This window comes from Neptuniibacter halophilus, assembly GCF_030295765.1.
In the GTDB taxonomy this organism is placed as follows: Bacteria; Pseudomonadota; Gammaproteobacteria; order Pseudomonadales; family Balneatricaceae; genus Neptuniibacter; species Neptuniibacter halophilus.
Genome location: NZ_AP027292.1, coordinates 3,083,371 through 3,109,313, shown reverse-complemented (window position 1 = coordinate 3,109,313; position 25,943 = coordinate 3,083,371). Strand labels below are relative to the sequence as shown.

The following is a 25,943-nucleotide window of genomic DNA, read 5'->3' as shown; positions in this document are numbered from 1 at the left end:
GAGCGAACTTTAAAACTCTTCACAAGTTCAGGTTCAGACACAAAACTAAGGAAGCAGTGTGAAGCATCAGGGAAAGATAGCTAACTGGAATGACGCTAAAGGATACGGTTTCGTTGAACCCCATGGCGGGGGAACCCGCTCTTTTGTCCATATCAAAGCCTTCCGCTCATCCGGAAGACGCCCTGTAGATGGCGATATCATCGTCTACGAATCAGTCAGAGGATCTGATGGCCGGCATACAGCGAAAAATATCCGTTATGCTTCCGACCGGCTGAAAACAGCAAAGTCAAAGCCCAGAACAAGTAACCGGCCGGGCCTGCTCTTTACCGCACTTTTTTGCTCCGCTCTGCTAATCAGCAGCTTGCTTGGGCAAATACCCGGCATCATTCTGAGCATCTATTTTGCTGCCAGCCTGATCGCATTTCTGGCCTACGCTCTGGATAAATCCGCTGCACAAAAAGGCCAATGGCGAACGCAGGAAAGCACCTTACATCTTTTCTCGCTACTGGGAGGCTGGCCCGGTGCCTACCTCGCCCGGCAAACCCTGAGACACAAATCCAGTAAACGGGAGTTTATCTTCACCTTCTGGATTACGGTCATTTTGAATCTGGCGGGCCTGAGCTGGCTGATCAGTGATAATGGCATCAGGTTTATCGAAGCCGCTCTGGGGTAAGCCGGGTTAGCGGGCCAAACGCCTTCAGCGGAAAAGAGCAAAAACAAAAAAGCCCCTGCAGAACAGGGGCAATCGACAGAAAAACCAGAGGAACCTTTTACGTTTAATCGGTACCATCCGTCATCAGCAGCACGCCTGCACCGGTATTAGAAATGGGTGCGTGGTAGTGTTTATGCAGCAGATTGACGTTGGGTGCCAGCGCACCGCGCATCACCATCCACATAATCACTTCGATCCCTTCCGTACCGGCTTTACGCATGATCTCGGTGTTACTGAACGCGCACATCTTTTCCGGATCGTTGATGATGTAATCCATACACTCCAGATCGAATTCCACATCGATAATACCGGAGCGTTCGCCCTGTAACTGATGCGACAGACCGCCGGTACCAAACACCACCACTTTGGTGTCTTCCGGGTAAGATTCAATCGCTTTTCGCAGGGCTTTACCCAGATCGTAACAGCGCTGACCGCTTGGCAGCGGGTGCTGTACGGTATTAACCGCCAGCGGAATCATCTTGCACGGCCACTCCGGCAGATGACGGAACATCAGGCTCATCGGTACCACACAACCGTGATCCACTTTCATCTCCTGACACATGGTCATATCAAATCCCTGATCGATCAGGGATTCCGCCAGATGCCAGGACAACGGAGCATCACCTTCGAACGATGCGGTGGTCGGGATACCCCAGCCCTCATCATCATTCTGGTACTGTTCGGCACAACCGATGGCGAAGGTCGGCACTGTATCGAGGAAGAAGTTCAGGCCATGATCGTTATACACCACGATGGCTACATCCGGTTTGACCTCTTCCAGCCATTCGATAACCGGGGTGTAACCATCGAAGAAGCGTTTCCAGTAGGGATCGTTCTCCAGCTTGCTGGCCATGGCATTACCCACGGCCGGAATGTGGGATGTTGTCAGTCCACCAATTACCTTACCCATGCCAGTACCCTCCCCGCTTTTGTAACTTGTCTTCAAAACCTTCCGCGTTATCCAGCAGAATCTGCCTGAACTCATCGGTGGTAATTTTGTGGAACTGTGCGCCCGCATCCTGCATGTTCATGCCGTGGAATACGGCAATTTTTGCCAGAAAATAGACATTACCGCCCAGTTGCAGAAGCTTGAGGAAATCACCTTCAAGTACCGCTGTACGCTGCTCATCGCTGAGCTTAAATTTACGACAGTATGCATCCATATCCGCAGCAAACTCGTTGCGGTTGGCTTCACTGTTAAAGGAGTAGGCCATCTTGTTCAGGTTGTAAGCTGCATTCGAGCGCTCACCATTGAACACGTAAGTGCCCGGGATATCTTCATAATCATGCTTTTGCCAAACCATGCTGATCACCCTGTTGTTATTTTAAATTCAGCGATCTGACTCGCCACCCTGTTTTATGTATTTTTATAAAATACAAACGGGCATTTAAGAGACAAATCCGATTTAAAATTGTACTTTTTAAAGATTCCCGCTAATTTATAGTGATGCGAACACAACAACCTATACCCACGGTCCAGTTTTACGGTGAGCAGGACGAACGGGTTACCCCGGATCTGCTCCACTGCGAACCCCTGATTACCCGCAGCCGCGAACATCAGTTCACCATCCGGCCACACCGCCATGATGGTCTCAGCCAGATTTTTTTCCTCAAGCAGGGCGAAGGGAGTGCCAATCTCGACGGCGATCCGACCACCGTGAAAGCCCCCTGCGTGATTGTGATCTCCGAGATGTGCGTGCACGACTTTATCTGGTCAAGCGATGTCTCCGGCACGGTGATATCGGTAGCCAACCCTCTGCTCGACCGGGTGGCGGAGGTACTTAACAGCGAACATCAGGTACTGCGCTCAACGCTGATCATGACCGTGCGCCGGGAACAGGAACAACTGGAAACCATTCTGGACTTACTGCAACAAGAGTATAGTCAGCCTGCCCGGACCGGGCGGGCACAGATGCTGGGCTCGCTGATGAAACTACTGGCTATCTGGCTGGAGCGTAACGCCAGCCAGCGCCATTTTTCCGGTAATCAGCAGGATCGTAAGGGCGAATACCTGAACCGGTTTAACGACCTGATTAACCGGGACTTCCGCCAGCATCGGAAAGTAGAAAGTTACGCCCGGGAGCTGGGCATTACTGCTCCCTACCTGAACAACCTCTGCCAGAATCTGGTACAGCGCAGCGCCCTGCAACTGGTACACGACCGTCTGCTGCTGGAGGCTAAACGGGAGCTGATCTACACGGTGATGAGTGTCAGCGAGATCGCTTACGCACTGGGCTTTCAGGATCCGGGCTACTTTAACCGCTTCTTTAAACGCATCACCGGACAAACCCCGAAGCAATTCCGGAACAGCAGTGTTAAATCTGGGGGCCAGGGGCTAGGGGCTAGGGGCTAGGGGCTAGGGGCTAGGGGCTAGGGGCTAGAAAAATCTTGCCTTTGCTGGTTATCAATACTGGTTAGCTACTCCTTTCGCCCCATAATAAAAAAGGCACCGGAACCATGTTCAGGTGCCAAACCTATCGGCAAGGAACAGACAGCGTTTACTTCGTCTGGGGAACAGCGGCGTAAGCAACGATTTCGCAGAGCATCTCTTCGCGCGCCAGTCCGGCCACCACCATCGCGGCGCGGTTCGGGTACGGCGCTTGAAAATATTCGGCATAGACCTGATTAAACACCGGCAGTTGCTCACGCGCAGTTACGTAGATCAGTACCTGGGTCACATCATCCATGCTCAGTTCTGCGGCTTCGATGGTGTGTTTGAAGTTTTCCATCGTCTGCCGGGCCTGAGCTTCTATGCCCCCCTCTACTACCTGCCCCTCTGCATTGATGGGGATTTGGGCGGTAGAGAGCTGGCCGTTAGCGATGACCGCCCATTCCAGAGGCGCTTTAGAGGCAAACAGATCGGTTTTTACAGCTTGTTTCATGGTTGTTCACTTCATTCAGTTGAGAAGATCGGGAGCGACACTGCACTCCCGTTTAAGATCAGAGACCCTGCTCGTCGGCCATCTTGCGGGCGATCTGCGGTGCGGTCCAAAGGGATGGCAGCAGAACCAGAGAGACCGGTACAGCCGTTACCACGATAAAGGACTGCAGCGCGGAGATACCGCCGGAGCCGATTGAGATCAGCAGCGCTGCAACAACCCCCATCATCACTCCCCAGAACACCCGGACAGAACTCTGCGGATGATCCGTACCGGTCATCACCATGGAAACCGCGTAGGTCATGGAATCACCGGTCGTCGCCACAAAGATTGTCGTCAGGATCATAAACAGCACCGAGATAACAAAGCCGAATGGCAACTGCTCGGTGATCGCCAGCAATGCTGCGGGCAGGTTGAAGCCGGTGAAGGGCTCAGAAATTACCCCCGGATTCGCCAGCTCAAACGCCAGACCACTGCCACCGACAATGGTGAACCAGAAGCAAGTGATCACCGGTGCCACAATCGAGATCAGCAAAACCATCTCGCGGATTGTGCGGCCTTTAGAGATACGCGCCACAAACATCGCCATCAGGGGCCCGTAGCCAAGGAACCAGCCCCAGAAGAACACAGTCCACCAGTCCAGCCAGCCGGTATCGGCACGGAAGGTGGCCATCGGAATAAACTCAGCCAGGTAGGTACCAAACCCCTGCAGGTAGCTGTCGATAATGAAAGCAGACGGGCCAAACAGCAGGATAAAGCTCATCAGAATCAGGGCGAGGAATACGTTGGCCCGGCTCAGGATCTGAATCCCTTTGGTCACACCACTGACGGCAGACAGGGTATAGATAGCAATCAGGCAGACCAGTATCACCACCTGCGTAGTATAGGTGTTGGGAATACCAAACAACTTCTCCAGACCGAAGCTCACCTGCAGCCCGAGGAAACCGATCGGACCGACCGTACCGGCAACCACGGCCAGAACACAACTGGCATCGACGATAGCACCCAGCGGCCCACTCATCACCCGGTCACCGAACACCGGATAAAGCAGTGTACGCGGTTTCAGCGGCAGACCTTTTTCATAGTGCAGGTACATAAACACAATACCGGTCAGGCTGCCGAGGATCGCCCAGGCCAGAAAACCCCAGTGCATAAAGCTCTGTGCCAGTGCGTTATAGGCGGCCTGTACGGTGCCAGCTTGCGTATCAGCAAACAGAGGCGGCGCGGAGGTAAAGTGCGCCATCGGTTCGGCGGCCGCCCAGAACACACCCCCACCGGCCAGCAGCGTACACATGATCACCGAGATCCACTGGAAGGTAGGCATCTCCGGGGTTTTAACTCCACCCAGCACCACTGAGCCGGTACGCCCGATGGTCAGAAACAGACCAATCAGGAAGGTCAGCAGCAACAGTACCTGCCAGTAAGCGCCGAAATATCGGGTGGAGGTGGCAAATGCGCTGTTCACCAGAGCGGATACCATCTCCAGATCATAGAGGGCCAGTACCGCAAACAGTACCAGTACGCCACCACTGATCAGAAATACCGGCAGATCGACGCCTGCGAGCCATTTTTTTCCGCTCATTCCGGCCTCTTCTGTGCTGAGCTGTTGTCCGGCAACAGCGGCTTGAGTCGTATTGTTCATTGTAGTCTCCTGATGGATCTTTATATTTATTGGTTATCAGGGAGTTACGATGGCTCCGGTCGATGGCCGAAGCCCCGTAAAAGGGTTATCACAGGTTATGCAGGTTGCGGCTCCAGCCCCTCTTTGAGGAACTCAAACCAGTTTCCGCCCATAATCCGCCGCACATCATCTTCGCTGAAGCCACGTTCCAGCAGCCCGCGGGTCAGATTCGGAAAGTCACGGCTGTCACGGAACCACGACAGCGGACGCGGCCAGTCCGCGTTAGAACTGGAGCCTTCGCCGTAGTCCATCTCTTTCGACCAACGGCCGTTACGCATCCATTCGAGCACTGACAAAGGCTGTTCCTGACAGAGATCAGTACCGATACCGATGCGCTCAATGCCCATCATATCGGCGGCACTGGCAACCATGTCGCAGAACGCTTCCAGCGTGCAGTCCGGGCCATCCTTCAGGTGGAACGGATACAAACTGAAACCCAGCAGGCCGCCGGACTCTGCCAGTGCTTTAAGCACCCGGTCAGACTTATTGCGTTTAGCCGCGTGGAAGCTGGCCGGGTTTGCGTGGGAGATCACGATCGGCCGATCCGATATGTCAATTGCTTCCAGCGTGCTGCGTTCGCCGCTGTGGCTCATATCCACGATCATGCCGACCCGGTTCATCTCCCGAATCACCTGACGCCCGAACCGGGTTACCCCACTGTCCTCGGCCTCATAACAGCCGCACGCCAGCAAGCTCTGGTTGTTGTAGGTGAGCTGCATAATCATCATGTTCAGCTCACGCATCACTTCAACCATGCCGATATCGTCTTCTATCGGTGAGCAGTTCTGGGCACCAAACATCACCCCGACCTTGCCCAATGATTTAGCCAGGCGGATATCCGCCGCGCTTTTCACCGGCATAATCAGGTCACTGTTCAGCTCAAACAGACGATTCCATTCGGCAATTCGCAGCAGGGTCTCGCGTATCTGTTCGTGATAAACGATGGTGGCGTGCACCATGGTCACCCCGCCCTCGCGCAGTTGTTCAAAGATCTGCCGGTTCCAGTTGGAATACTGGAGACCATCAATCACGATCATCTCTTTATGTAGCTGTTCGCTGCGCATAGTCGTACCTCCGCAATGGCTCGGATCAGGCGCTGATGTAGGTTGTTTTCACTACGGTGTAGAACTCTTTGGCGTAGCTGCCCTGTTCACGAGGGCCAAAACTGGAGTCCTTACGGCCACCAAACGGTACGTGGTAGTCGGTACCCGCCGTCGGCAGGTTGACCATCACACACCCGGTTTTAGCGCGACGTTTGAAATCATTGGCATACTTCAGAGACTGCGTGCAGATACCACCGGTCAGACCGAAATTCGTATCGTTCAGCGTCGCCAGTGCCTCTTCGTAATCCTTCACTTTGATCACGCAGGCGATCGGCGCAAAAGCTTCTTCGCGGTTGATCGTCATATCGTTGCGGGTCTCGGTGAACAAAGCAGGCTGCATGTAGTAACCGTCTGTCTCCTCCTGCAACACCTCACCACCGTAAACCAGCTTGCCACCCTCTTGGGACGCAATTTCCAGATAGTTCAGGTTCTGCTCCATCTGACGTGCATCAGCCACCGCACCAATATGCACGCCCTCTTTCAGCGGATGGCCCACCACCAGCTTCTTCATGCGCTCAACCATCGCCTCAACAAAACGGTCGTGGATGCCTTCCGTCACGATCAGTCGGGACGACGCGGTGCACTTTTGTCCCGTGCCGCCGTAAGCGCCACCGACAGCACACTCCACCGCGTTCTCCAGATCCGCATCATCCAGCACCACCAGTGCATTCTTACTGCCCATTTCAAGCTGGCACTTAACCAGATTAACGGCCGTTGCAGCAGCCACTTTGCGGCCGGTTTCCAGCGATCCGGTAAAGGTCAGCGCGTTAATATCGCGGGAGTTGATCAGCACATCACCCACCTCGGAACCCGGCCCCATGACCAGATTAAAGGTGCCTGCAGGCAGATTCTGACGGGAGATAATCTCAGTCAGCGCCCAGGCAGAAGCAGGCACCTGATTGGCAGGTTTCCAGACGACAGCGTTACCAAATGCCAGTGCCGGAGCGATCTTCCAGGCACCGGTCGCGGTAGGAAAGTTCCAGGGGGTGACAATACCGACCACACCGACCGGCTCACGACGGGTTTCGATCTCAATACCCGGACGCACTGAGTCGGCGGTTTCGCCCATCTGACGCAGCACTTCTGCCGCGTAATAGTGGAAGAACTGTCCGGACCGGTAAGTCTCGCCTACCCCCTCAGCCAGAGTCTTACCCTCTTCCCGTGCCAGAATCCGGCCCAGCTCATCTTTGCGCGCAATCAGCTCATCGCCTATTGCCATCAGTACGGAGTAGCGTTGCTCCAGCCCGCTCTGAGCCCAGGCCTCCTGACCTTTATGAGCCGCCGCAATCGCAGCTTCAGTCTGGGCTTTATCTGCCTGCGCGTAGTGGCCAATCAGATCATTAGTATCGGCCGGGCTGATATTCGCCACACTGCCATTGTTACCTTCTACCCACTCACCGGCGATGTAGTTACGAAAAACAGAATCAGACATAGGAACCTCCCAAATGTTGTTGGCTCCATCTTAGGCGTCGTGCTTTAATAATAAAAATTAATAATTAATATCCGGCGATAAGCTTTTTTTATCATTTGGATATATTCAACCTGCCGGGGGGTTACCGATGTTGCCCGAATTCAAAATTGCTCAACTCCGCCACTTTGTCTGGGTCGCTGAACTGAAGGGATTTCATGCGGCGGCAGAAAAAGCCCATCGCACCCAACCGGCGATCTCACTGTCGATTCGTGATCTGGAAAATAAGCTGGGCGAAGCGTTGTTTGAAAAGCGCAATGCAAAAACCGCAAAAACGGAACTCACCCCCTTTGGTCAGCACTTTCTGCCCAAAGCCAAAGAGCTGATCGAACACCATGACCGTCTGTCTGAAGATATGGCGCTGCTGGCAGAGCATAAAACCGGGCATCTGCGTCTGGCCTCGGTGCCTTCCATCGCCAGCCAGGTGCTGCCGGATCTGCTGCAACGCTTTATTGCCGGCAGCCCTGAGCTTCATATCAGCTTTTTTGACGACAACTCCGATGCTGTTTTAAAGATGGTAGAGAACCAGCAGGTAGATTTTGGTATCTGTCACCTGTTCCATGAATACGAACATACCGATAAAGATTTCACCCAGATCTGGGAAGACCAGATCGGCGTGGTCTGCCCGCAGACTCACCCACTGGCAGACAAAACCGAACTGCACTGGGAAGCGTTGCAGGCGCACCGCCTGATCAGTAATGGCACCTCACGTCTGCTGGAGGACAGCGAAGCGAGCCCACTGCTTGGCCAATCGCAGTTTTATGTATCGAATATGATCTCACTGATCGCCATGCTCGAAGCCGGATTCGGTATCACCACCCTGCCCCGCTATGCTTTTCCACAGGAAAGCGAAACATTGCGCTTTATTCCCCTGACCCGCCCGACCGTACTGCGAAGACTGGGCATCGTTAAGCTCAGAGAAAAATCCCTGACACCTCCGGCTCAGGCACTGATAGATTTTATTCTGGAGCAGAATCGCCAGGCGGATGGGTAGGAAGGCCGGTAACAGGCCGGGAAGACCTTCACCCCGCCAAGCCCTCTGATCGCGCGGAGACCGCGCTCCTACCATAATGGCCCGTTGGAGGCCTGTCTCAGGCCGAAAAGCGATATCAAAAAGCAGAACAGGGAAACTGAAAAAAGAACGGGGTAGAAACTACCCCGCAAAAGCAACCAGCCGAAGCTGGAGGCACACCAAATTGGACAATGCTATGACGGAAGCTGAGAGCTGACTTCCGCTATAGGGCACAGCCACCGGAGCGAACTCCGGTGGCTGGCTGGGGGATGCGATCAGGCCCGAAAGGCCTGACCACTATCCACTCACCGGCCAGCGCGCAGTGTGGCCAATGAGTGAATTCGGACAGAGCTTTCGCTCCTTAGTCTTCCTGATAGGTTTCAATACCCGGACAGGAGCAGATAAAGTTACGGTCACCGTAAACATTGTCGATACGGTTGTTCATCGGCCAGAACTTGTTCTGACGGGTCGCTTCATTCGGGAACACCGCCTCTTCACGGCTGTATGGACGCTCCCAAACCGCACTCATGACATCAGCCTGAGTGTGTGGCGCATTGCACAGCGGGTTGTTGTCCGCAGGCCATTCACCACTCTGGACTTTGCGGATCTCAGCGCGGATCTGCACCATGGCATCGACAAATCGATCAATCTCCACCTTGGATTCAGATTCAGTCGGCTCGATCATCAGCGTGCCCGCTACCGGGAAAGACATGGTCGGCGCGTGGAAACCGTAATCCATCAGGCGCTTGGCAATATCTTCTTCAGTAACACCACTCTCCTCTTTCAGAGGACGGATATCGACGATGCACTCATGGGCCACTTTGTTGTTGCGGCCGCGGTAGAGTACCGGGAAGTGCTCAGCCAGTTTCTCGGTCATGTAGTTGGCGTTCAGAATCGCCATCTGCGTTGAAGCCTTAAGACCGGATTTACCCAGCATGACGTTGTACATCCAGGTAATCGGCAGAATCGATGCAGAACCGTAAGGCGCTGCAGCCACCGCTCCGTTTTCAGGATTCAGGCCTTCAACCGGGCTGACCTTGTGGCTCGCCAGGAACGGAGCCAGATGACTCTTAACACCGATAGGCCCCATACCCGGGCCGCCGCCACCGTGAGGGATTGCGAAAGTTTTATGCAGGTTCAGGTGCGATACGTCAGAACCGATCAGACCGGGCTTGGAGATCCCCACCTGCGCGTTCATGTTGGCACCATCCATATACACCTGACCGCCGTTTTTGTGGATGATTTCGCAGATCTCTACGATATCTTCCTCATACACACCGTGAGTAGACGGGTAGGTAATCATCAGACAGGACAGGTCATCTTTGTGCAGCTCAGCCTGCGCACGCAGATCCGCCACATCAACGTTACCCTTCTCATCACACTTGGTGACGATGATCTTCATATCCATCATCGCTGCCGATGCCGGGTTAGTACCGTGGGCAGAAGATGGAATCAGACAGACATTACGATGACCTTCACCAATCGACTCGTGATACTTACGGATCGCCAGCAAGCCGGCATATTCACCGGAGGCACCGGAGTTTGGCTGCAGGGAAACCTTATCGTAACCGGTAATCTCAACCAGCTGGTCTTCCAGCTCTTTCAGCATCTGATGATAGCCCTGCACCTGATCAGCCGGGGCAAACGGGTGCATGTTGGCAATTTCAGGCCAGGTCACCGGAATCATCTCTGCAGTCGCATTCAGCTTCATGGTGCAGGAACCGAGCGGGATCATGCCGTGAACCAGAGAGTAGTCTTTATTCTCCAGCTTCTTCATGTAGCGCAGCATGTCCGTTTCGCTGTGGTAGCTGTTGAACGTCGGATGCGTCAGGATCGCGTCTTCACGGCGCATCTCAGCAGCAATACCGGTCGCAGCGCCCGCTACGATCTCAGCATCCAGCGCAGCAACGCTGAGGCCATGATCTGCCCCCAGAATCACATCCAGCAGTTCAGCCACATCGGCCGGGCGCGAGGTTTCATCCAGCGTGATACCCAGCTTATCCGTGCCGATCTGACGCAGGTTACAACCCGCATCCAGTGCACGCTGATAGATCACCGCCTGGGTTTCCGGCAGCGTCAGGGTCAGGGTATCAAAGTAAGTATCGTTAACTGCCACGCCTTTCGCTTTCAGGCCGTTCGCCAGAATCGCAGTCAGACGATGAACACGCTCAGCAATGCGCTTCAGACCTTCAGGGCCGTGGTACACCACATAGAAAGAAGCCATGTTTGCCAGCAACGCCTGAGCTGTACAGATATTGGACGTCGCCTTTTCACGACGAATATGCTGCTCACGGGTCTGCATTGCCATACGCAGTGCCTGATTACCATTGGCATCAATGGAAACACCGATAATACGACCCGGGACGGAACGCTTCAGCTTTTCAGATGCGGCAAAGAATGCAGCGTGCGGGCCACCAAAGCCCATCGGTACACCAAAACGCTGAGAGGAACCGAGTACAATATCCGCGCCCAGTTCACCCGGCGATTTCAGCAGTACCAGCGCCAGAATATCGGCTGCCACTGAAACCATCGCTTTCTGACCATGCGCAGCATCGATCACGGCTTTGATATCACTGATATCACCATAGGTGCCCGGGTACTGTAACTGCACACCGAACGGGTCAGCCGCTTCCAGATCAGTCAGCGGATTACCCACCACAACCTCGTAACCAAAGTATTCGGCACGGGTTCTGATCACGTCGATGGTCTGTGGATGCACATCGTCGGCAACAAAATAGGTATTGGTTTTTTTGCGGTTGGAGCGCTTGCAAAGGGTCATCGCCTCTGCAGCCGCAGTGGCTTCATCCAGCAGGGAAGCGTTGGCCAGATCCATACCGGTCAGGTCCATTACCATCTGCTGGAAATTCAGCAGCGCTTCCAGACGCCCCTGAGCGATCTCTGGCTGATAAGGCGTGTATGCGGTATACCAGCCCGGATTTTCCATCACGTTACGCAGGATAACGTTTGGCACCAGGGTATTGTTATAGCCCATCCCGATATAGGATTTATTAACTTTGTTTTTGGCCGCGAGCTGTTTCAGATACGCCAGCGCATCGGCTTCGGACACACCATCAGCCATATCCAGTGCATCATCCAGACGGATTGAGTCAGGCACGGTCTGCGTCATCAGTTCTTCGATACTGTTCAGCCCCAGATAAGACAACATCGCCTGTGTCTGTTCGGAATCAGGACCAATATGACGCTGAGTAAATTCATTCGCCTGCTGAAGATCACTCAAGGTACGAGTTTCTACTGCCATAACAATAACCTGTGGTAACACGTTGTTCTGAAGTGCGTTCAGAACAATCAATTAAAGGGTGCGAAGCGGTCCTGCACTACCACTCCGCGTATGCTGGAGAGGCCGAAGCCTCTCCGGAAACCTGAAAGGGGACAAAGGCTGCAACCCGAAAAGTTGATTAGACCCTTCACAGCCGCAGCCTATCAATCAGGCTTCTTCAGCAATCGTTGCCTGGTAAGCTTCTGCGTTCAGCAGGTTTTCCAGCTCAGACGCATCGGCCAGTTTAATCTTAACGATCCAGCCATCACCGAACGGTGAGTCGTTAACGGTTTCAGGAGAATCTTCCAGCGCTTCGTTGACTTCGATAACTTCGCCGGAGACTGAAGCATAGATGTCGGAAGCCGCTTTAACAGACTCAACCAGAGAGAACTCTTCGCCCGCGTTTACTTCGCGGCCCACTTCCGGCAGCTCAACGAAAACCACATCACCCAGCAGTTCCTGTGCGTGATCGGAGATACCCAGAGTTACAGTGCCGTCACCGTTATCCAGAACCCACTCATGGCTTGGTGCAAAAAGATAGTTAGTAGGGATGCTCATAATAATTTTCCTATAGCTCGTTCGTTACACAGGTTGTTATCGATACAGCGGGAATTTCTGGCACAGCGCTTCAACCTGCGCACGCACTTCCGCTTCAACGTTTGAATTATCTTCAGGATTGGCTGCCAGCCCATCCAGCACATCACTGATCAGATTACCGATCTGACGGAACTCCTCAGCACCAAAACCACGGCTGGTGCCTGCCGGCGTACCCAGACGAATACCGGAGGTGACCATCGGTTTTTCCGGATCAAACGGAATACCGTTCTTGTTACAGGTAATACCGGCCCGCTCCAGTGCTTCTTCAACGATGTTGCCTTTGAGCCCTTTAGGGCGCAGATCAACCAGCATCAGGTGAGTGTCGGTGCCACCGGTTACGATGTCACAACCGCGCTCAACCATGACACCTGCCAGCACTTTGGCGTTCTCAACCACCTGTTCAATGTAAGTTTTAAACTCAGGACGCAGCGCTTCACCGAACGCCACGGCTTTAGCCGCGATTACGTGCATCAGCGGGCCGCCCTGCAGACCCGGGAATACCGCAGAGTTGATCTTTTTACCCAGCTCCAGATCGTTGGACAGAATCATGCCACCGCGAGGGCCGCGCAGGGTTTTGTGGGTGGTTGTCGTTACCACATCCGCATGCGGCAGCGGCGAAGGATGTGCACCTGTCGCCACCAGACCGGCGATGTGCGCCATATCCACCATCAGGTAAGCGCCCACTTTGTCAGCAATTTTGCGGAAACGGGCAAAGTCGATCTCACGTGGAATCGCAGAACCGCCGGCGATGATCAGCTTTGGCTGGCACTCTTCAGCCAGTTGCTCCACCGCATCGTAATCGATCCGACAGTCTTTTTCGGACACACCGTACTGCACCGCATTAAACCACTTACCGGACAACGCAGGACGTGCGCCGTGAGTCAGGTGACCACCGGCATCCAGCGACATCCCCAGCACCGTATCACCCGGCTGCAACAGTGCCAGCATCACCGCACCGTTAGCCTGCGCACCGGAGTGCGGCTGAACATTAATGTATTCACAACCAAACAGCGCTTTAGCCCGCTCAATCGCCAGCGCCTCAGCCTTATCAACAAATTCACAACCGCCGTAATAACGACGCCCCGGATAACCTTCCGCGTACTTGTTGGTCAGTACGGTGCCCTGCGCCTGCATTACCGCTTTAGAGACAATATTTTCAGAAGCGATCAGCTCAATCTGCTGCTCCTGACGATCAAACTCTTCATTAACTGCGGCGATCAGCTCAGCATCACGCTCAGCCAGATTCTGGGTAAAAAATGCTTCGCAAACCGCGTCGTTGCGATACAGATCACTGTGACTCATGTTGTTATTCTCTTAGTTAGTGCGAATGAAATAGAAGACAGGCAGGCCGTTAACAGGCCACGACGTTGACCGCCAGCCCACCCTGTGAGGTTTCTTTGTATTTGTCCTGCATATCGAGACCGGTCTGACGCATCGTTTCGATGACCGAATCCAGTGAGACGTGGTGTTTGCCATCGCCGCGCAACGCCAGCCGTGCGGCGTTAATCGCTTTCACTGCCCCCATGGTATTCCGCTCGATGCAAGGCACCTGAACCAGACCACCGATCGGGTCGCAGGTCAGCCCCAGGTTATGTTCCATACCGATCTCAGCCGCATTTTCAATCTGCTGAGTCGTTCCGCCCATCACTGCACAGAGCGCACCGGCCGCCATGGAACAGGCAACGCCAATCTCCCCCTGACAGCCCACTTCGGCAGCAGAGATGGAAGCGTTCTTTTTATACAGCATGCCGATCGCCGCAGAGGTCGCGAGGAAATCAAAGATGCCCTGCCGGCTGGAACCGGGCACAAAACGATCGTAGTAAGCCAGTACCGCTGGAATCACCCCGGCTGCACCATTTGTCGGCGCAGTCACTACGCGGCCACCTGCTGCGTTCTCTTCATTGACCGCGATGGCGAACAGGTTGACCCAGTCCATCACCGTCAGTTGATCTTTGAACGCCGCTTCAGGGCTGGTGGTCAACTCCCGATAGAGCTGATTAGCACGACGCTTGATATTCAGACCGCCCGGCAGTTCACCGGTAGCCGCACAGCCACGTCGGATACACTGATCCATCACCTGCCAGAGATCCCAGAGGCGCTGCTCCAGATCTTCCTTACTGCCCCAGACCAGCTCATTCTCCAGTACCAGCTCAGCAATGCTTTTGCCTTCACGCTCACTCAGCGCCATCAGCTCAGCACCATTATTAAAGCTGTAAGGCTGTTGCAGCTCATCTTCTTCTACAACGCCCTGACCGGCTTCCGCATCGCTGAGCACAAAACCCCCGCCTACGGAATAAAAAATGTTGTCATGCAGAATAATGCCGGCCGCGTCATAGGCTTTAAAGTGCATTCCATTCGGATGCTTAGGCAGGGACTCGCCGAAGTTAAAAGGCAGATCAGTTTCCGGATCGAACGCAATCATCCGCTCCCCGGCCAGATTAAGCTGACGGGTCTCGCGGATCTGTTCCACATAGACCGGCACCTGATCAGGATCGACCTGATCCGGTTTCTCATCCATCAGACCAATCATCACCGCCACATCAGTCGCATGCCCTTTACCGGTCATCGCCAGTGAACCGAACAACCCTACATGCAGTGAAACCACCTGATCCAGCAGCGCACGGTCGCGCAGCTCCTGCAGAAAGCGATTGGCTGCAACCACCGGCCCCACGGTATGGGAACTGGATGGGCCTATACCCACTTTATAAAGATCAAAGATACTCAGTGGCACGTTAACTTCTCCGCAGCGGTGAACCGCTCTTTTTATTATGGATAGGGCGATCAGCCTTAATAAGGCTTAGACAAGACCACCCGCACTTCGGCTCAGGACTGACTGCTTTTTAATCAATCCGCATTTCGATTTGGGCAGATTATCAGCGCAATTTTCCAAAATCAACAAAAAGTTTCTTATAGGAAACTTATTCTCCAGACGTATATCTCCTCCCCTCTCCTCTGTTCACTGACTCGACTGAACAACCTTATACAGCTCCCCTGTCCGCCTGTAACCGACACAACACCTGAGCCCTCTTCCAGCCCTGACCGGGCTCACCCACCTTAAGAGTTGGCTGACAGAAAACAGCCAAACACGACCCAAGGCAGACAAGAAATGTCGTTATGAATAAAGCATTATGCAAATTATGAAGTTCGCTCAATTTTCAGAATGAATAATTTTCCTATTCCGCTAACCCCCTGTTTTTTCAATACAAGCGCTGAGGAACCACGCAAACATCCACTGCCGGATGGAATCTGGGGGATATTTTTGATTGAAATAAATTTCCTGTTGAGCTAGGTTTGTTTCCTATTGGAAACTTATTCATCTTTTTCTATATTTTTTCTTCAGGCAGTCATGGAGAAATAAATAAGAGATAGAAGGTAGGTCGGGTCACCGGGGTGCTGATCCCCAGTAACCCTCCATCTGTCAATAAAAATAACAATTCTATGGAGTCCGGGTTTATGGAAACATTAAACTCAATCATTGGTGCAATTAACGGTATCGTCTGGGGTCCGTTGATGCTCGTTCTTATCCTTGGCGTCGGTTTCTTCCTGATGCTGGGGTTACGCCTGATGCCCCTGTTCAAGCTGGGCACCGGTTTCAAACTACTTTTCGAAGGTCGCAGCAGCCGTCAGGGTGAAGAGAAAGATGGTGAAATCTCTCCCTTCCAGGCACTGATGACCGCCCTGTCCGCTACGGTGGGCACGGGTAATATCGCGGGTGTTGCCACCGCCGTTTTCCTCGGCGGCCCGGGAGCCCTGTTCTGGATGTGGTGTACCGCGCTGGTCGGTATGGCAACCAAATTCTCCGAAGCCGTTCTGGCAGTGAAATACCGTGAAGTCGATGAAGAGGGTAACCACGTAGGTGGCCCTATGTACTACATTAAGAACGGTCTGGGTGCGAAATGGGCCTGGCTGGGCACGGCCTTTGCCATCTTTGGTGCCATCGCCGCCTTCGGCATCGGCAACACGGTACAGTCCAACTCTGTTGCGGATGTACTGGAATCCAACTTCGGTCTTAACCACTGGGCAACCGGCCTGATCCTTATGGTGCTGGTAGGTGCAGTGCTGATTGGTGGTATCAAACGTATCGGCGCAGTGGCCGGTTCGCTGGTTCCGCTGATGGCAATCGCTTATCTGGCGGCGGGTCTGGTGGTACTGGCCATCAATGCAGATGCGATCCCTGCTGCTATTGATCTGGTGTTCACCCATGCATTCTCACCAGCCGCTGCTGAAGGTGGTTTTGCCGGTGCTGCTGTCTGGGCTGCAATTCGTTTCGGTGTGGCACGTGGTGTCTTCTCCAACGAAGCAGGCCTGGGTTCTGCTCCGATTGCACACGCTGCGTCACAGACTAAAGATCCGGTTCGTCAGGGCCTGATCGCGATGCTGGGTACCTTTATTGACACCATCATCATCTGCTCCATCACCGGTCTGGTCATTATTACTTCCGGTGCCTGGACGTCTGGTGAATCCGGTGCTGCACTGACTTCAGCCGCCTTTGCTCAGGCGCTGCCGGGCGTGGGTAACTATCTGGTAGCCATTGCGCTGGCGATCTTTGCCTTCACCACCATTATTGGCTGGTCTTTCTACGGCGAGCGTTGCGTTGAGTTCCTGTTTGGTGTGAAAGCGATCAAACCTTACCGCTTGCTCTGGATCATTGCGGTTCCGGTAGGTGCGGGGGTCAGCCTGGACTTTATCTGGCTGGTTGCAGATACCCTGAATGCGATGATGGCGATTCCTAACCTGATCGCACTGGCCCTGCTGAGCCCGGTTGTATTCAGGCTGAGCCGTGAGTTCTTTGCCCGTGGCGGTTCATCTGCCGAAGCGGCCAGCGAACAACAGTAAGTAATAAAGCCGGGTCGGCTGCGGCCCGGCACTTTAACCCTGCGGTTTATTGAAAAGGTTCCGGCTGCACCCTGAGCTTTTCCCATAGAGCGTATTTGAACAACGATGACCACCCCGCCAACGCAGCGGGCTGGCAAACGAGCATGATGGAGAACACGATGTCTGAACTGAACAAAACACCGCTGTATGACCTGCACATTGAGCTGGGCGGAAAAATGGTCCCTTTCGCAGGTTTTGAAATGCCTGTTCAGTACCCGCTGGGTGTTAAAAAGGAACACCTGCACACCCGCGAACAGGCCGGTCTGTTCGACGTTTCCCATATGGGTCAGGTTAAACTGACCGGCGTTAACGCCGCTGCTGAACTGGAAAAGCTGGTGCCTGTCGATATCATCGATCTGCCAGCGGGTAAGCAGCGCTACGCCCTGTTCACCAATGAGGAAGGCGGCATTATGGACGACCTGATGGTGACCAACTACGGTGATCACCTCTATGTAGTCGTGAATGCTGCCTGCAAAGAGCAGGATATCGCCCATATGCGTACTCATCTGGCAGACGATGTTGAGCTGGAAGTGCTGGATGACCGTGCACTGGTTGCTCTGCAGGGCCCGAAGGCCGCTGAGGCGCTGTCCCGTATCTGCCCGGAAGTAAACGAACTGGTATTTATGGATTCGCGTCATATCAGCATCGACGGCGTCGATTGCTTTGTCAGCCGTTCCGGTTACACCGGTGAAGATGGCTATGAGATCTCCATTCCTGCCGCAGAAGCAGAACGCCTGTGCCGCCTGTTTCTGGAACAGCCTGAAGTCGAGTTTATCGGCCTCGGTGCCCGCGATTCGCTGCGTCTGGAATCCGGACTGTGCCTTTACGGACACGATCTTGACCCGACAACCACACCGATCGAAGGCAGCCTGATCTGGGCAATCAGCAAGTGCCGCCGCGCCGACGGTGAACGCGCGGGAGGTTTCCCGGGCGCAGAAAAGATCTTTGAGCAGATCGCTGACAAAAACTACAGCCGTAAGCGTGTTGGTCTGATCGCCTCCGGTAAAGCGCCGATTCGTGAAGGTGCTGAGCTGGTGAACGCCGCTGGCGAGAAAGTCGGGGTTGTCACCAGCGGCAGCTTTGGCCCGACCGTCGGCAAACCGGTTGCGATGGGTTATGTAGCCACCGAATACGCCGCACTGGAAACCGAGCTGTTTGCACTGGTCCGCGGCAAGCAGATGCCGATGGTAGTGTCAAAAGCGCCGTTTATTGAACAGCGTTACTATCGCGGTTAATTCATTATCTGACTCACACAGCGGCTGTGTTTAAACGCATGGCCGCTGCCCTACCCTGAGGTGGACCATGGACCTGATCCCATTAAAAGAGCTGAAAGGCGAATCGAAAATGTCGCGCCTGCGACACAAACCGGACCCGGAGCGCAAACGTCTGCGCAAACCGGAGTGGATCCGTATCGATGCGCGCTCCAATGCGAATGTTAAAAAGGTCAAAAAGCAGCTCCGTGAGCTGAACCTGCATACCGTGTGTGAAGAAGCATCCTGCCCTAACCTGGCAGAGTGTTTCAGCCACAAGACCGCAACCCTGATGATTATGGGCGCGATCTGTACCCGCCGCTGTCCTTTCTGCGATGTGGCGCACGGTCGGCCGATGCCGCTTGATCCGGAGGAGCCTAAAAATGTTGCCTCCACGATTCAGCAGCTGGGCCTGAAATATGTGGTTATCACCTCAGTGGACCGGGATGACCTGCGCGATGGTGGCGCAGCTCACTTTGCCGAGGTCGTTCGCGAAGCCCGTGCGGTCAGCGACACGCTGAAGGTAGAGATTCTGGTACCCGATTTCCGCGGTAAAGTGGATACAGCACTGGATATTCTCGCCACTTCGGTACCTGACGTACTCAATCACAATCTGGAAACCGTACCGCGCCTGTATGACGCTGTTCGCCCGGGTGCTGATTATCACGGTTCTCTTAACCTGCTGTACCAGTTCAAACGTCGTCACCCGGAGGTGGATACCAAATCCGGCCTGATGGTGGGGCTGGGGGAAACTCAGGAAGAGATCGTTCAGGTAATGAAAGATCTACGTGCCAACGATGTGGATATGCTTACCATCGGTCAGTACCTACAGCCGAGCAAGCACCATCTGGCAGTTGAGCGCTACGTCACTCCGCAAGAGTTCAAAACCTACGAAGAGATCGGATATGAGCTGGGCTTTAAGAATGTAGCCAGCGGACCGATGGTACGTTCCTCCTACCATGCGGATCTGCAGGCTAAGGCCCTGTAACAGGAGTAATTTCATGGCATTTCAAGGCAACAACCCCACTTTCACTCCCGGTAGCCCGCTGGTTCACCTGAACCTGCAGGCCGCCATCGATCAGCAGAGCCGGATCAGCAGTATCATGGTTCGTGAGCGTCCGTTTCTCGGTGATCTGGCACTGGACACCGAACCGGATAATCAGGCCCTGCTGATTGCGTTGGGTGAAGTGATGAGCGTTGCCCGCCCGCTGACCGTCAATCGTATCTCCTGTCTGGGGCGTCTGGCGATCCTTTGGGTCAGCGACACTGAATGGCTGGTTCTGCCTCAGGCAGGCACTCACGAATCGGTGGCTCAGGCACTGCAGGAATGTTTCGGTCAGGATATATCCCTGCTTGCAGAAACAAGCGGTCCACTGAAGCTCAGTCTTGAACCCGCAGCGCTGGCGTATCTGCTTAACAGCCGTAATACCTACCCGAACCATTTTGTCCGATACGATGACAGCGAACCCCGTGAGATCAGCATCATGCCGCTGCAGGATGCCGAAGACTACGACATTCTGATCCGTAAAAGCGGTGCGGAAGGGCTCTGGCAGTGGCTGAAACAAGATGCCAAACCGGCACAGGATCACTGAAAGGACACCCCAGAACTATGTCGGTTTACACATCCGTCAGCTTTACCGAACTTGAGCAACACCTGACAGAATACGAAGTTGGCCAGCTTATCGCTTATGAAGGGATCAGTGCCGGTGTTGAAAACAGTAATTTTTTTGTTGATACGGATCAGGGTCGTTACGTACTGACTCTGGTTGAATCCGTATCCTCTGCTGAACTACCGTTTATTCTCGGTCTGGTACAGCAGCTTAGTCGTCATGGCCTGCCCTGTGCAGAACTGGTTCCCTTACGCAATGGTGACGCCTTCAGCAGCCTGAATCAGCGACCCGCAGTCCTCATGCGACGCCTGAATGGCGCACCTCTGGAGCAGCCTAATCTGGCTCAGACCGGTATTATCGGTGCGACACTGGCGCGCGCTCACCAACTGGCCGCTGAACTGCCGGCCCGGCGCAGTGACCAAATCCCTCTCTGGTGCCAGCAATTAGCTGAACGCCTGATGCCCCGCCTGAAGCCAGAGCAACAGTCCCTGCTAGAGAAAGCACTCGCTGAAGCGCACCAGCTCGACTGGGAAAACCTGCCTGCCGGCCCGGTACATGCGGATCTGTTTCCGGATAATGCGCTGTTCAAGGGTGATCAGCTCGCCGGGCTGATCGATTTCTATCACGCCTGCCCTGCGCCCTACCTCTATGACCTGAGCGTGACGCTCAACGCCTGGTGCTTTGATGAGTCCGACGCCCGTTTCTGTCTGGACAAGGCCCGACAGCTTCTGCGTCATTACCAGCAGCAGCGTACTCTGAATTCACTGGAACAGGCAGAGTTGCTGCCGATGATGCGGCTGGCCGCATTACGCTTCTGGTTGTCGCGGCTACGTGATCTGCATTTTCCTTCCAGTGGCGAGGTCGTCACCCAGAAAGACCCGCTGGGTAAGCAGCGCCTGTTAGCCTGGTTGATGGCCACCACAGAGCTGGTTTTATAACCGGTCAGGATGAATTTTTTTCTGCTCCCCAAACTGGTTCACGCGCACCAGTTTGGGGTTGCTGTAATGCACCACCTCCCCAGCCCCGAAATACCCGGTTCCGGGCAGCTCAGATGCCTCTGACTTTCGCACCCGCAGCATGAATCACATTTTTTGAAAAAATATTCAAATTGAATTTTTATCCATTATCAGGATTAGAGAAACCTCTGTACCTCTCCTAAACTCATTTCTGCCGGTAAAGAGAGAGACCGGTGCCAGCAAATAAAAAGGTCGTATTAAAGGCCTTATCAGAGGGTAGAGGACGCAAGATGTTAACCTATGAAGAGTGCTTGGAGCTGAGTGACCTGACAGCAGACGAAGTCGGTGCGATTGCGGAACACGAACATATGGACTCCATGATCGCGATGGCACTGGGCCATTATATGATTACCCATGATGGTGAACAGAAGATAAAAACAATCATCATGGACGACATAGAAAAAGCTCAGCGTGATCGTAATTACGGCCACGCCGAGATGTTGCATAAGGTTCTGAAACACTTTATTGCAACCCATCCTGAACACAAATCCAGCAGAGTGGCCGCCTGAGCCGCTCTGCCAGCAAGACCCCTTCCCCCTTCGAACCGGTAACGGGTGCTGCGGCACCCTAACCGGGTCACCTTTTATTTTTCATATCCATAACTCTTTATTTGGAAACAGCTTTTTCCCTTTTCAACAACAGCCACAGCGGGGCATCAGAGCCAAATTCAGTTATAATTTACTGAACCGATATTGCCTGCCACGCCCAGAGTTCATAGATGAAGCGCTTTTCTAAACCAGGATCAGGTTTACTGGTCTGTCTTATCAGCCTGATCTCTTTTACGAGCGCGGCTAAAGAGCCGATTGTGATCGCGGCAGAGAACAGCTGGCCCCCCTTCTCAGACATGCATGGCAAAGGGATCTCCTACAATCTGGTGGAAGCGGCGTTTTCCAGCGTCGGCAGAGCGTTTTCCATTGAGGTACTGCCCTACGCCAGAGCCTTACGCTCAACCGAAATGGGAGAGGTAGATGCCTGCTGGAATGTGACCCGCCAACCCAGCACTGAGATGCGATTTCATTTTGGCGAAGAGCCGCTGATGCTGACTCAGGCCTCCTACTTTTTTCCTAAAGGTCAGGCACAGAATTTTACGCGCCCGGCGCTGATCCCGGACGGCTTTAATATGGGTGTGATCATTGATTACGAATACGGCGATGAGTACACACAACATCAACACCGATTTAAACAGCACGCAGTCAACAACCAGTCACAGATCATCAACATGCTGCTGACACAACGTATCGACGGCGCCATCATGTTTGACGAGGTCGCTCTTTATAATCTGAATCAGATGGGCCTGCCGGAAGATGCCATTGAGAAAGGGGCGATTAATCACGTCAGCGAGATCTATGTCGCCTTCAGCAAGAAGAATCCGCAGCACCAGCAACTGGCCCGGGATCTTGATCAGGGGCTCAGGTGGCTCAGAGACAGCGGTGAATATGACACAATTTTTCATGCCACTGAGCAGACAGCTCCAACAGGCGATACCGACTCCCAGACCCGGCCCCCGGCTCTGCAGTAACAGGTCCCCTTCGTTTTACAACACCCGGCTTGACCTGCCTGGCCGGTTTTCTCCTTGAGACCTCAATGGTTTGACAGGCATCAACGATGCTTAACCCATTCAGTGCTACGCTGCACGGACATTACACAGTTGCAGAAAATTATGTCCCGAGTTCGCCCCAATCCCGCACGCAGAGAGACCCCTGCAGATCATAGCGACAGCTATGTTTACCTGATTCGTAACAGCCTCTACGTCAATCTGACCGACCGCTGCACGCTGGCCTGTGGTTTCTGCCCGAAACATAACGGCTCGATGGAGGTTAAAGGCCACGAGCTGTACCTGAGTACGCTGCCCTCCCATGAAGAGGTGATACCACTGATCGGTGATCCGAAACGTTACAGCGAAGTGGTATTCTGTGGTTACGGTGAACCCACTCTGCGTCTGAAAACCCTGCTCCGGGTCGCTCGCTGGGTCAAGGGCCGCGGTGGCCGGACCCGGCTCAACACCGACGGGCTTGGCAGCCTGTTTCACAAACGGGACATCGTTCCCGAGCTGGCGGAGTGTATCGATGCACTGTCGATCTCACTCAACGCTCAGGACGAATCCACCTATCAGCAACATTGCCGGCCCAGCCTGAGCGGCTCTTACCCTGCAGTGAAAGCCTTTATCGCCCGCGCCAGCGAACTGATACCGGAGGTTTATGTCTCCGCGATCAACGGACTGGAAGGGGTGGATATCCCCGCCTGCAAAGCACTCTCAGAAGCCCGCGGCGGAATATTCCGCGAGCGCCAACTGGATGTCGTGGGTTAACTCTGCGACCCGCTGTATCGGATGCCCCTGAGGAACCTGAGCATAAGCCCTGTTGGTGCCCGGCACGACGGGCTCGCAGGTTCCCTGATCAGGGATCGGCTTTCTCTCTTGGCGGAAAGCTGATTTCGCCACCACCGGCTGGCAGTACACTGATCTGTTCAGGCACGCCCTGCTGATCCAGACGCAGCCGTCCGACCCCACTCAGGTTAAGTACCCTGTCATGCTCACGACCTTCAGGGATTCGCGAGCGGATCTGCATCCGGCGACGCTTGGTCAGCCAGTTCAATGGCGAGCGGCTGCCATAGAGCCAGCGGTTGCAGCGATCAAACAGCCGCAATAGTGTGTGCGGAAACTCATTCTTGAAACCACTGCAGGTGATCTGCCATATATCCGGGCTGTTCTTACGAAAACGTATTTTTATGTCGTAAGCAAAGGAGTAATGCACATCGCCGGACAGAATCACAAAATGCTGAGGTGTTTTCCGGTGGCGGAATATATTCAGGATCACATTGGCAGAGCCCGCATGGGCCATCCAGTTTTCCGCATCCACCATTAATGCGCGGCCAAAGTAGGTAAAGATGCGCTGAACGGTCTCAATCAGCTTCATACCGAAGATCGGGGCCGGAGAAACCAGCAGTACCGCATCCTCGCCCAGCAGCTCCTGTTGCAGATCAGATAGCGCTTCCCAGTCCATCAGGCCAGAAGGTTTGGCCTGACTGCTCTCCGACCACCAGCGTTTGGTGCGGGTGTCCAGCACCACCAGCTTCGGCGCTGTCGGCAGACTATAGTGCCAGGTTTCAAATTCCAGCAGACTATCTATCAGTTCCTTATTAGCCGTGCCCGGGCGGAACTGTTCCAGCCATGACAACGGAAATTTGTCCGGCGCATTTCCCCAGCCCTGACATAACCAGTAACCAATCAGGGCATTGCCGATAATACTGCGGGAGAACAGATGCTGGTATGCCGCCTCCTCCCAGCCTCGGGTCAGATTCCAGTCATCGGTGACATCATGGTCATCAAAGATCATATACACCGGAACATGCGCCAGGGCACGCTGAACCCTGTCCAGCCCCCGGCTGAACGTTTCAATTTCACGCTGCTCTTCGAGATACCGGTCACGGTGCGGCTCTGCCACATCGCTGATCCCCAGCTTCAGTTTCGGCCAGAGCTGGGGGGACCAGACCAGAAAGTACATAGCCAGCACTTCCGACAGGGTAATCAGATGATTATGTGCGGTGTCAGCAGTGAAAATCGGCTTGCGGGCGCCACCAAAAAAGCGCTCCTGCAGGGCCTGATTGGCCTTGGTATGGGGCAGCAGGGATTCTCGTTCGTAGTAGTTATGCGGACTGTTATAGAGCTCTTTGCAGTTACTGACCGTGGCGCCCTCAATCAATTCCGGGTAAAGCCCCAGCAGATCGATGGTTTGATGGATTGCCGAGAGCATCGGTCCGGCCACATCATCGGCATAGATCTGGTCACCGGCCATCATCAGCAACGCAGGCCGATCAGCCGGATCATTCACGCTCTGCGCCAATACCTGATCAACCCTCAGAAGGGCATCTTCCGAAGCATAGTGAGGCTTGCGGCAGGAGCCGTGCAGCACATGATCGAGCTGCATTTTCAGCACAAAACCAGGGCGCGTTTCCCCCGGGTAAAGCAGTGCCGGTACCAGCTCTCCCAGAGCACTCGACTGACCATCAACCTGACAGATCAGATCATAGTAAAGCCATTGATTATGGGGCAGTGGCGTGTCCGCCCGATAATGAATCAGGTGAATATAGGCGTGCTCCCCTACCTGCAGCGTTGAGGTGATTGCAGCACAATCCAGTTCGGTGAGTTGCTGCTTATCCGTGAACAGACTGAAGCGGGCCTGCAACGGCTCCCGCGTTACCAGCCAGATAACAACCTCTTCAGGCTGAACCCGACGCAGAATCGGTCCGGCAATGATATAGGGCAGTGCGGAATTGGCTGTGCTCATAAGCGTGTCTGTACTCTCCCTGTATAGAGGTCTGCTGATAGTTTATCGACCCGGGTAAAGACAATTCAATGGGTTTACCTGACTTTGCATCGGCAACAGAGGGGTTTAGCTCAACATTTGCCGCTGCTCCGTCCTCATGGCTGAACAGGGAGCAGGATTTGACACACAACAGTGTAA

Annotated in this window: 22 protein-coding genes; 11 read left to right on the top strand and 11 right to left on the bottom strand. The window is 54.1% G+C overall.

Annotation, left to right across the window (positions count from 1 at the left end):
- The first annotated feature begins 58 nt into the window (after window positions 1–58).
- Window positions 59–673 carry a DUF1294 domain-containing protein gene (locus tag QUD59_RS14500; protein WP_286237847.1) on the top strand — a complete coding sequence of 205 codons (615 nt, stop codon included), beginning with the start codon at window positions 59–61 and terminating at the stop codon, window positions 671–673.
- A 103-nt stretch (window positions 674–776) separates the two neighbouring features.
- Here the strand turns inward: QUD59_RS14500 and QUD59_RS14495 are convergent, their stop codons facing one another.
- Both QUD59_RS14495 and QUD59_RS14490 read right to left on the bottom strand, forming a co-directional pair.
- Complete coding sequence (locus QUD59_RS14495) at window positions 777–1,622, bottom strand: class III extradiol dioxygenase family protein (RefSeq protein WP_286237846.1); 846 nt, start codon at window positions 1,620–1,622, stop codon at window positions 777–779.
- The gene (locus tag QUD59_RS14490; protein WP_286237844.1) at window positions 1,615–2,016 is read right to left on the bottom strand and encodes a protocatechuate 3,4-dioxygenase; all 402 of its coding nucleotides are present in this window, start codon (window positions 2,014–2,016) and stop codon (window positions 1,615–1,617) included. The genes QUD59_RS14495 and QUD59_RS14490 overlap by 8 nt, the downstream gene beginning before the upstream one ends.
- A gap of 143 nt (window positions 2,017–2,159) precedes the next feature.
- On the opposite strand from QUD59_RS14490, the gene QUD59_RS14485 reads away from it, so the two are divergent.
- Window positions 2,160–3,065 (top strand): helix-turn-helix domain-containing protein, encoded by a 906-nt coding sequence (locus QUD59_RS14485; RefSeq protein ID WP_286237843.1) that lies wholly within the window; start codon window positions 2,160–2,162, stop codon window positions 3,063–3,065.
- 145 nt (window positions 3,066–3,210) lie between these two features.
- Here the strand turns inward: QUD59_RS14485 and QUD59_RS14480 are convergent, their stop codons facing one another.
- From QUD59_RS14480 to QUD59_RS14465, 4 genes are all read right to left on the bottom strand, one after another.
- Window positions 3,211–3,594, bottom strand: coding sequence for a RidA family protein (locus QUD59_RS14480; protein ID WP_286237842.1), 384 nt, complete (start codon window positions 3,592–3,594; stop codon window positions 3,211–3,213).
- Window positions 3,595–3,652: 58 nt separating this feature from the next.
- Entirely contained in the window at window positions 3,653–5,233 is a 1,581-nt protein-coding gene (locus QUD59_RS14475) for a BCCT family transporter (protein WP_286237841.1), read from the bottom strand.
- Between the two features lie 95 nt (window positions 5,234–5,328).
- Window positions 5,329–6,336, bottom strand: a complete 1,008-nt coding sequence (locus tag QUD59_RS14470) for a dipeptidase (RefSeq protein WP_286237840.1) — start codon at window positions 6,334–6,336, stop codon at window positions 5,329–5,331.
- Window positions 6,337–6,361: 25 nt separating this feature from the next.
- Window positions 6,362–7,807 carry an aldehyde dehydrogenase family protein gene (locus QUD59_RS14465; RefSeq protein ID WP_286237839.1) on the bottom strand — a complete coding sequence of 482 codons (1,446 nt, stop codon included), beginning with the start codon at window positions 7,805–7,807 and terminating at the stop codon, window positions 6,362–6,364.
- Window positions 7,808–7,934: 127 nt separating this feature from the next.
- Here QUD59_RS14465 and QUD59_RS14460 point away from each other — a divergent pair, with 127 nt between their 5' ends.
- Window positions 7,935–8,837 (top strand): LysR family transcriptional regulator, encoded by a 903-nt coding sequence (locus tag QUD59_RS14460; protein WP_286237838.1) that lies wholly within the window; start codon window positions 7,935–7,937, stop codon window positions 8,835–8,837.
- Window positions 8,838–9,216: 379 nt separating this feature from the next.
- Here QUD59_RS14460 and gcvP read toward each other — a convergent pair whose 3' ends face one another.
- The 4 genes from gcvP to QUD59_RS14440 form a co-directional block, all read right to left on the bottom strand.
- On the bottom strand, window positions 9,217–12,114 hold the full coding sequence (gene gcvP / locus QUD59_RS14455) for an aminomethyl-transferring glycine dehydrogenase (RefSeq protein ID WP_286237837.1): 2,898 nt from the start codon (window positions 12,112–12,114) through the stop codon (window positions 9,217–9,219).
- 186 nt (window positions 12,115–12,300) lie between these two features.
- Window positions 12,301–12,690 (bottom strand): glycine cleavage system protein GcvH, encoded by a 390-nt coding sequence (gcvH, locus tag QUD59_RS14450; RefSeq protein WP_286237836.1) that lies wholly within the window; start codon window positions 12,688–12,690, stop codon window positions 12,301–12,303.
- A gap of 36 nt (window positions 12,691–12,726) precedes the next feature.
- A complete protein-coding gene (glyA, locus tag QUD59_RS14445) occupies window positions 12,727–14,031 on the bottom strand; it encodes a serine hydroxymethyltransferase (protein WP_286237835.1) in 1,305 nt (434 codons plus the stop codon).
- A 49-nt stretch (window positions 14,032–14,080) separates the two neighbouring features.
- Entirely contained in the window at window positions 14,081–15,460 is a 1,380-nt protein-coding gene (locus tag QUD59_RS14440; protein ID WP_286237834.1) for an L-serine ammonia-lyase, read from the bottom strand.
- A gap of 722 nt (window positions 15,461–16,182) precedes the next feature.
- On the opposite strand from QUD59_RS14440, the gene QUD59_RS14435 reads away from it, so the two are divergent.
- The 8 genes from QUD59_RS14435 (at window position 16,183) to QUD59_RS14400 (ending at window position 23,788) form a co-directional block, all read left to right on the top strand.
- Window positions 16,183–17,565 carry an alanine/glycine:cation symporter family protein gene (locus tag QUD59_RS14435; protein WP_286237833.1) on the top strand — a complete coding sequence of 461 codons (1,383 nt, stop codon included), beginning with the start codon at window positions 16,183–16,185 and terminating at the stop codon, window positions 17,563–17,565.
- 158 nt (window positions 17,566–17,723) lie between these two features.
- Window positions 17,724–18,839, top strand: a complete 1,116-nt coding sequence (gene gcvT / locus QUD59_RS14430) for a glycine cleavage system aminomethyltransferase GcvT (RefSeq protein ID WP_286237831.1) — start codon at window positions 17,724–17,726, stop codon at window positions 18,837–18,839.
- Between the two features lie 67 nt (window positions 18,840–18,906).
- Entirely contained in the window at window positions 18,907–19,842 is a 936-nt protein-coding gene (lipA, locus tag QUD59_RS14425; RefSeq protein ID WP_286237830.1) for a lipoyl synthase, read from the top strand.
- A gap of 13 nt (window positions 19,843–19,855) precedes the next feature.
- Window positions 19,856–20,446 (top strand): aminomethyltransferase family protein, encoded by a 591-nt coding sequence (locus QUD59_RS14420; protein ID WP_286237829.1) that lies wholly within the window; start codon window positions 19,856–19,858, stop codon window positions 20,444–20,446.
- Window positions 20,447–20,463: 17 nt separating this feature from the next.
- The gene (locus QUD59_RS14415; protein ID WP_286237828.1) at window positions 20,464–21,402 is read left to right on the top strand and encodes a homoserine kinase; all 939 of its coding nucleotides are present in this window, start codon (window positions 20,464–20,466) and stop codon (window positions 21,400–21,402) included.
- Window positions 21,403–21,710: 308 nt separating this feature from the next.
- Complete coding sequence (locus tag QUD59_RS14410) at window positions 21,711–21,989, top strand: hypothetical protein (protein WP_286237827.1); 279 nt, start codon at window positions 21,711–21,713, stop codon at window positions 21,987–21,989.
- Between the two features lie 209 nt (window positions 21,990–22,198).
- A complete protein-coding gene (locus QUD59_RS14405) occupies window positions 22,199–22,999 on the top strand; it encodes a substrate-binding periplasmic protein (protein WP_286237826.1) in 801 nt (266 codons plus the stop codon).
- 141 nt (window positions 23,000–23,140) lie between these two features.
- Complete coding sequence (locus QUD59_RS14400) at window positions 23,141–23,788, top strand: TatD family nuclease-associated radical SAM protein (protein ID WP_286237825.1); 648 nt, start codon at window positions 23,141–23,143, stop codon at window positions 23,786–23,788.
- Window positions 23,789–23,876: 88 nt separating this feature from the next.
- Here the strand turns inward: QUD59_RS14400 and QUD59_RS14395 are convergent, their stop codons facing one another.
- A complete protein-coding gene (locus QUD59_RS14395; protein ID WP_286237824.1) occupies window positions 23,877–25,766 on the bottom strand; it encodes an alkaline phosphatase D family protein in 1,890 nt (629 codons plus the stop codon).
- Between the last annotated feature and the right edge of the window lie 177 nt (window positions 25,767–25,943).

What these genes read in the sequence shown, in the direction of transcription:
- QUD59_RS14395 (WP_286237824.1), bottom strand. Translation starts at nt 25,766, where the DNA reads ATGAGCACAGCCAATTCCGCACTGCCCTATATCATTGCCGGACCGATT.
- QUD59_RS14410 (WP_286237827.1), top strand. Translation starts at nt 21,711, where the DNA reads ATGTTAACCTATGAAGAGTGCTTGGAGCTGAGTGACCTGACAGCAGAC.
- QUD59_RS14465 (WP_286237839.1), bottom strand. Translation starts at nt 7,807, where the DNA reads ATGTCTGATTCTGTTTTTCGTAACTACATCGCCGGTGAGTGGGTAGAA.
- QUD59_RS14495 (WP_286237846.1), bottom strand. Translation starts at nt 1,622, where the DNA reads ATGGGTAAGGTAATTGGTGGACTGACAACATCCCACATTCCGGCCGTG.
- glyA (WP_286237835.1), bottom strand. Translation starts at nt 14,031, where the DNA reads ATGAGTCACAGTGATCTGTATCGCAACGACGCGGTTTGCGAAGCATTT.
- gcvH (WP_286237836.1), bottom strand. Translation starts at nt 12,690, where the DNA reads ATGAGCATCCCTACTAACTATCTTTTTGCACCAAGCCATGAGTGGGTT.
- QUD59_RS14470 (WP_286237840.1), bottom strand. Translation starts at nt 6,336, where the DNA reads ATGCGCAGCGAACAGCTACATAAAGAGATGATCGTGATTGATGGTCTC.
- gcvP (WP_286237837.1), bottom strand. Translation starts at nt 12,114, where the DNA reads ATGGCAGTAGAAACTCGTACCTTGAGTGATCTTCAGCAGGCGAATGAA.
- QUD59_RS14400 (WP_286237825.1), top strand. Translation starts at nt 23,141, where the DNA reads ATGTCCCGAGTTCGCCCCAATCCCGCACGCAGAGAGACCCCTGCAGAT.
- gcvT (WP_286237831.1), top strand. Translation starts at nt 17,724, where the DNA reads ATGTCTGAACTGAACAAAACACCGCTGTATGACCTGCACATTGAGCTG.
- QUD59_RS14490 (WP_286237844.1), bottom strand. Translation starts at nt 2,016, where the DNA reads ATGGTTTGGCAAAAGCATGATTATGAAGATATCCCGGGCACTTACGTG.
- QUD59_RS14480 (WP_286237842.1), bottom strand. Translation starts at nt 3,594, where the DNA reads ATGAAACAAGCTGTAAAAACCGATCTGTTTGCCTCTAAAGCGCCTCTG.
- QUD59_RS14485 (WP_286237843.1), top strand. Translation starts at nt 2,160, where the DNA reads ATGCGAACACAACAACCTATACCCACGGTCCAGTTTTACGGTGAGCAG.
- QUD59_RS14435 (WP_286237833.1), top strand. Translation starts at nt 16,183, where the DNA reads ATGGAAACATTAAACTCAATCATTGGTGCAATTAACGGTATCGTCTGG.
- lipA (WP_286237830.1), top strand. Translation starts at nt 18,907, where the DNA reads ATGGACCTGATCCCATTAAAAGAGCTGAAAGGCGAATCGAAAATGTCG.
- QUD59_RS14420 (WP_286237829.1), top strand. Translation starts at nt 19,856, where the DNA reads ATGGCATTTCAAGGCAACAACCCCACTTTCACTCCCGGTAGCCCGCTG.
- QUD59_RS14415 (WP_286237828.1), top strand. Translation starts at nt 20,464, where the DNA reads ATGTCGGTTTACACATCCGTCAGCTTTACCGAACTTGAGCAACACCTG.
- QUD59_RS14475 (WP_286237841.1), bottom strand. Translation starts at nt 5,233, where the DNA reads ATGAACAATACGACTCAAGCCGCTGTTGCCGGACAACAGCTCAGCACA.
- QUD59_RS14405 (WP_286237826.1), top strand. Translation starts at nt 22,199, where the DNA reads ATGAAGCGCTTTTCTAAACCAGGATCAGGTTTACTGGTCTGTCTTATC.
- QUD59_RS14460 (WP_286237838.1), top strand. Translation starts at nt 7,935, where the DNA reads ATGTTGCCCGAATTCAAAATTGCTCAACTCCGCCACTTTGTCTGGGTC.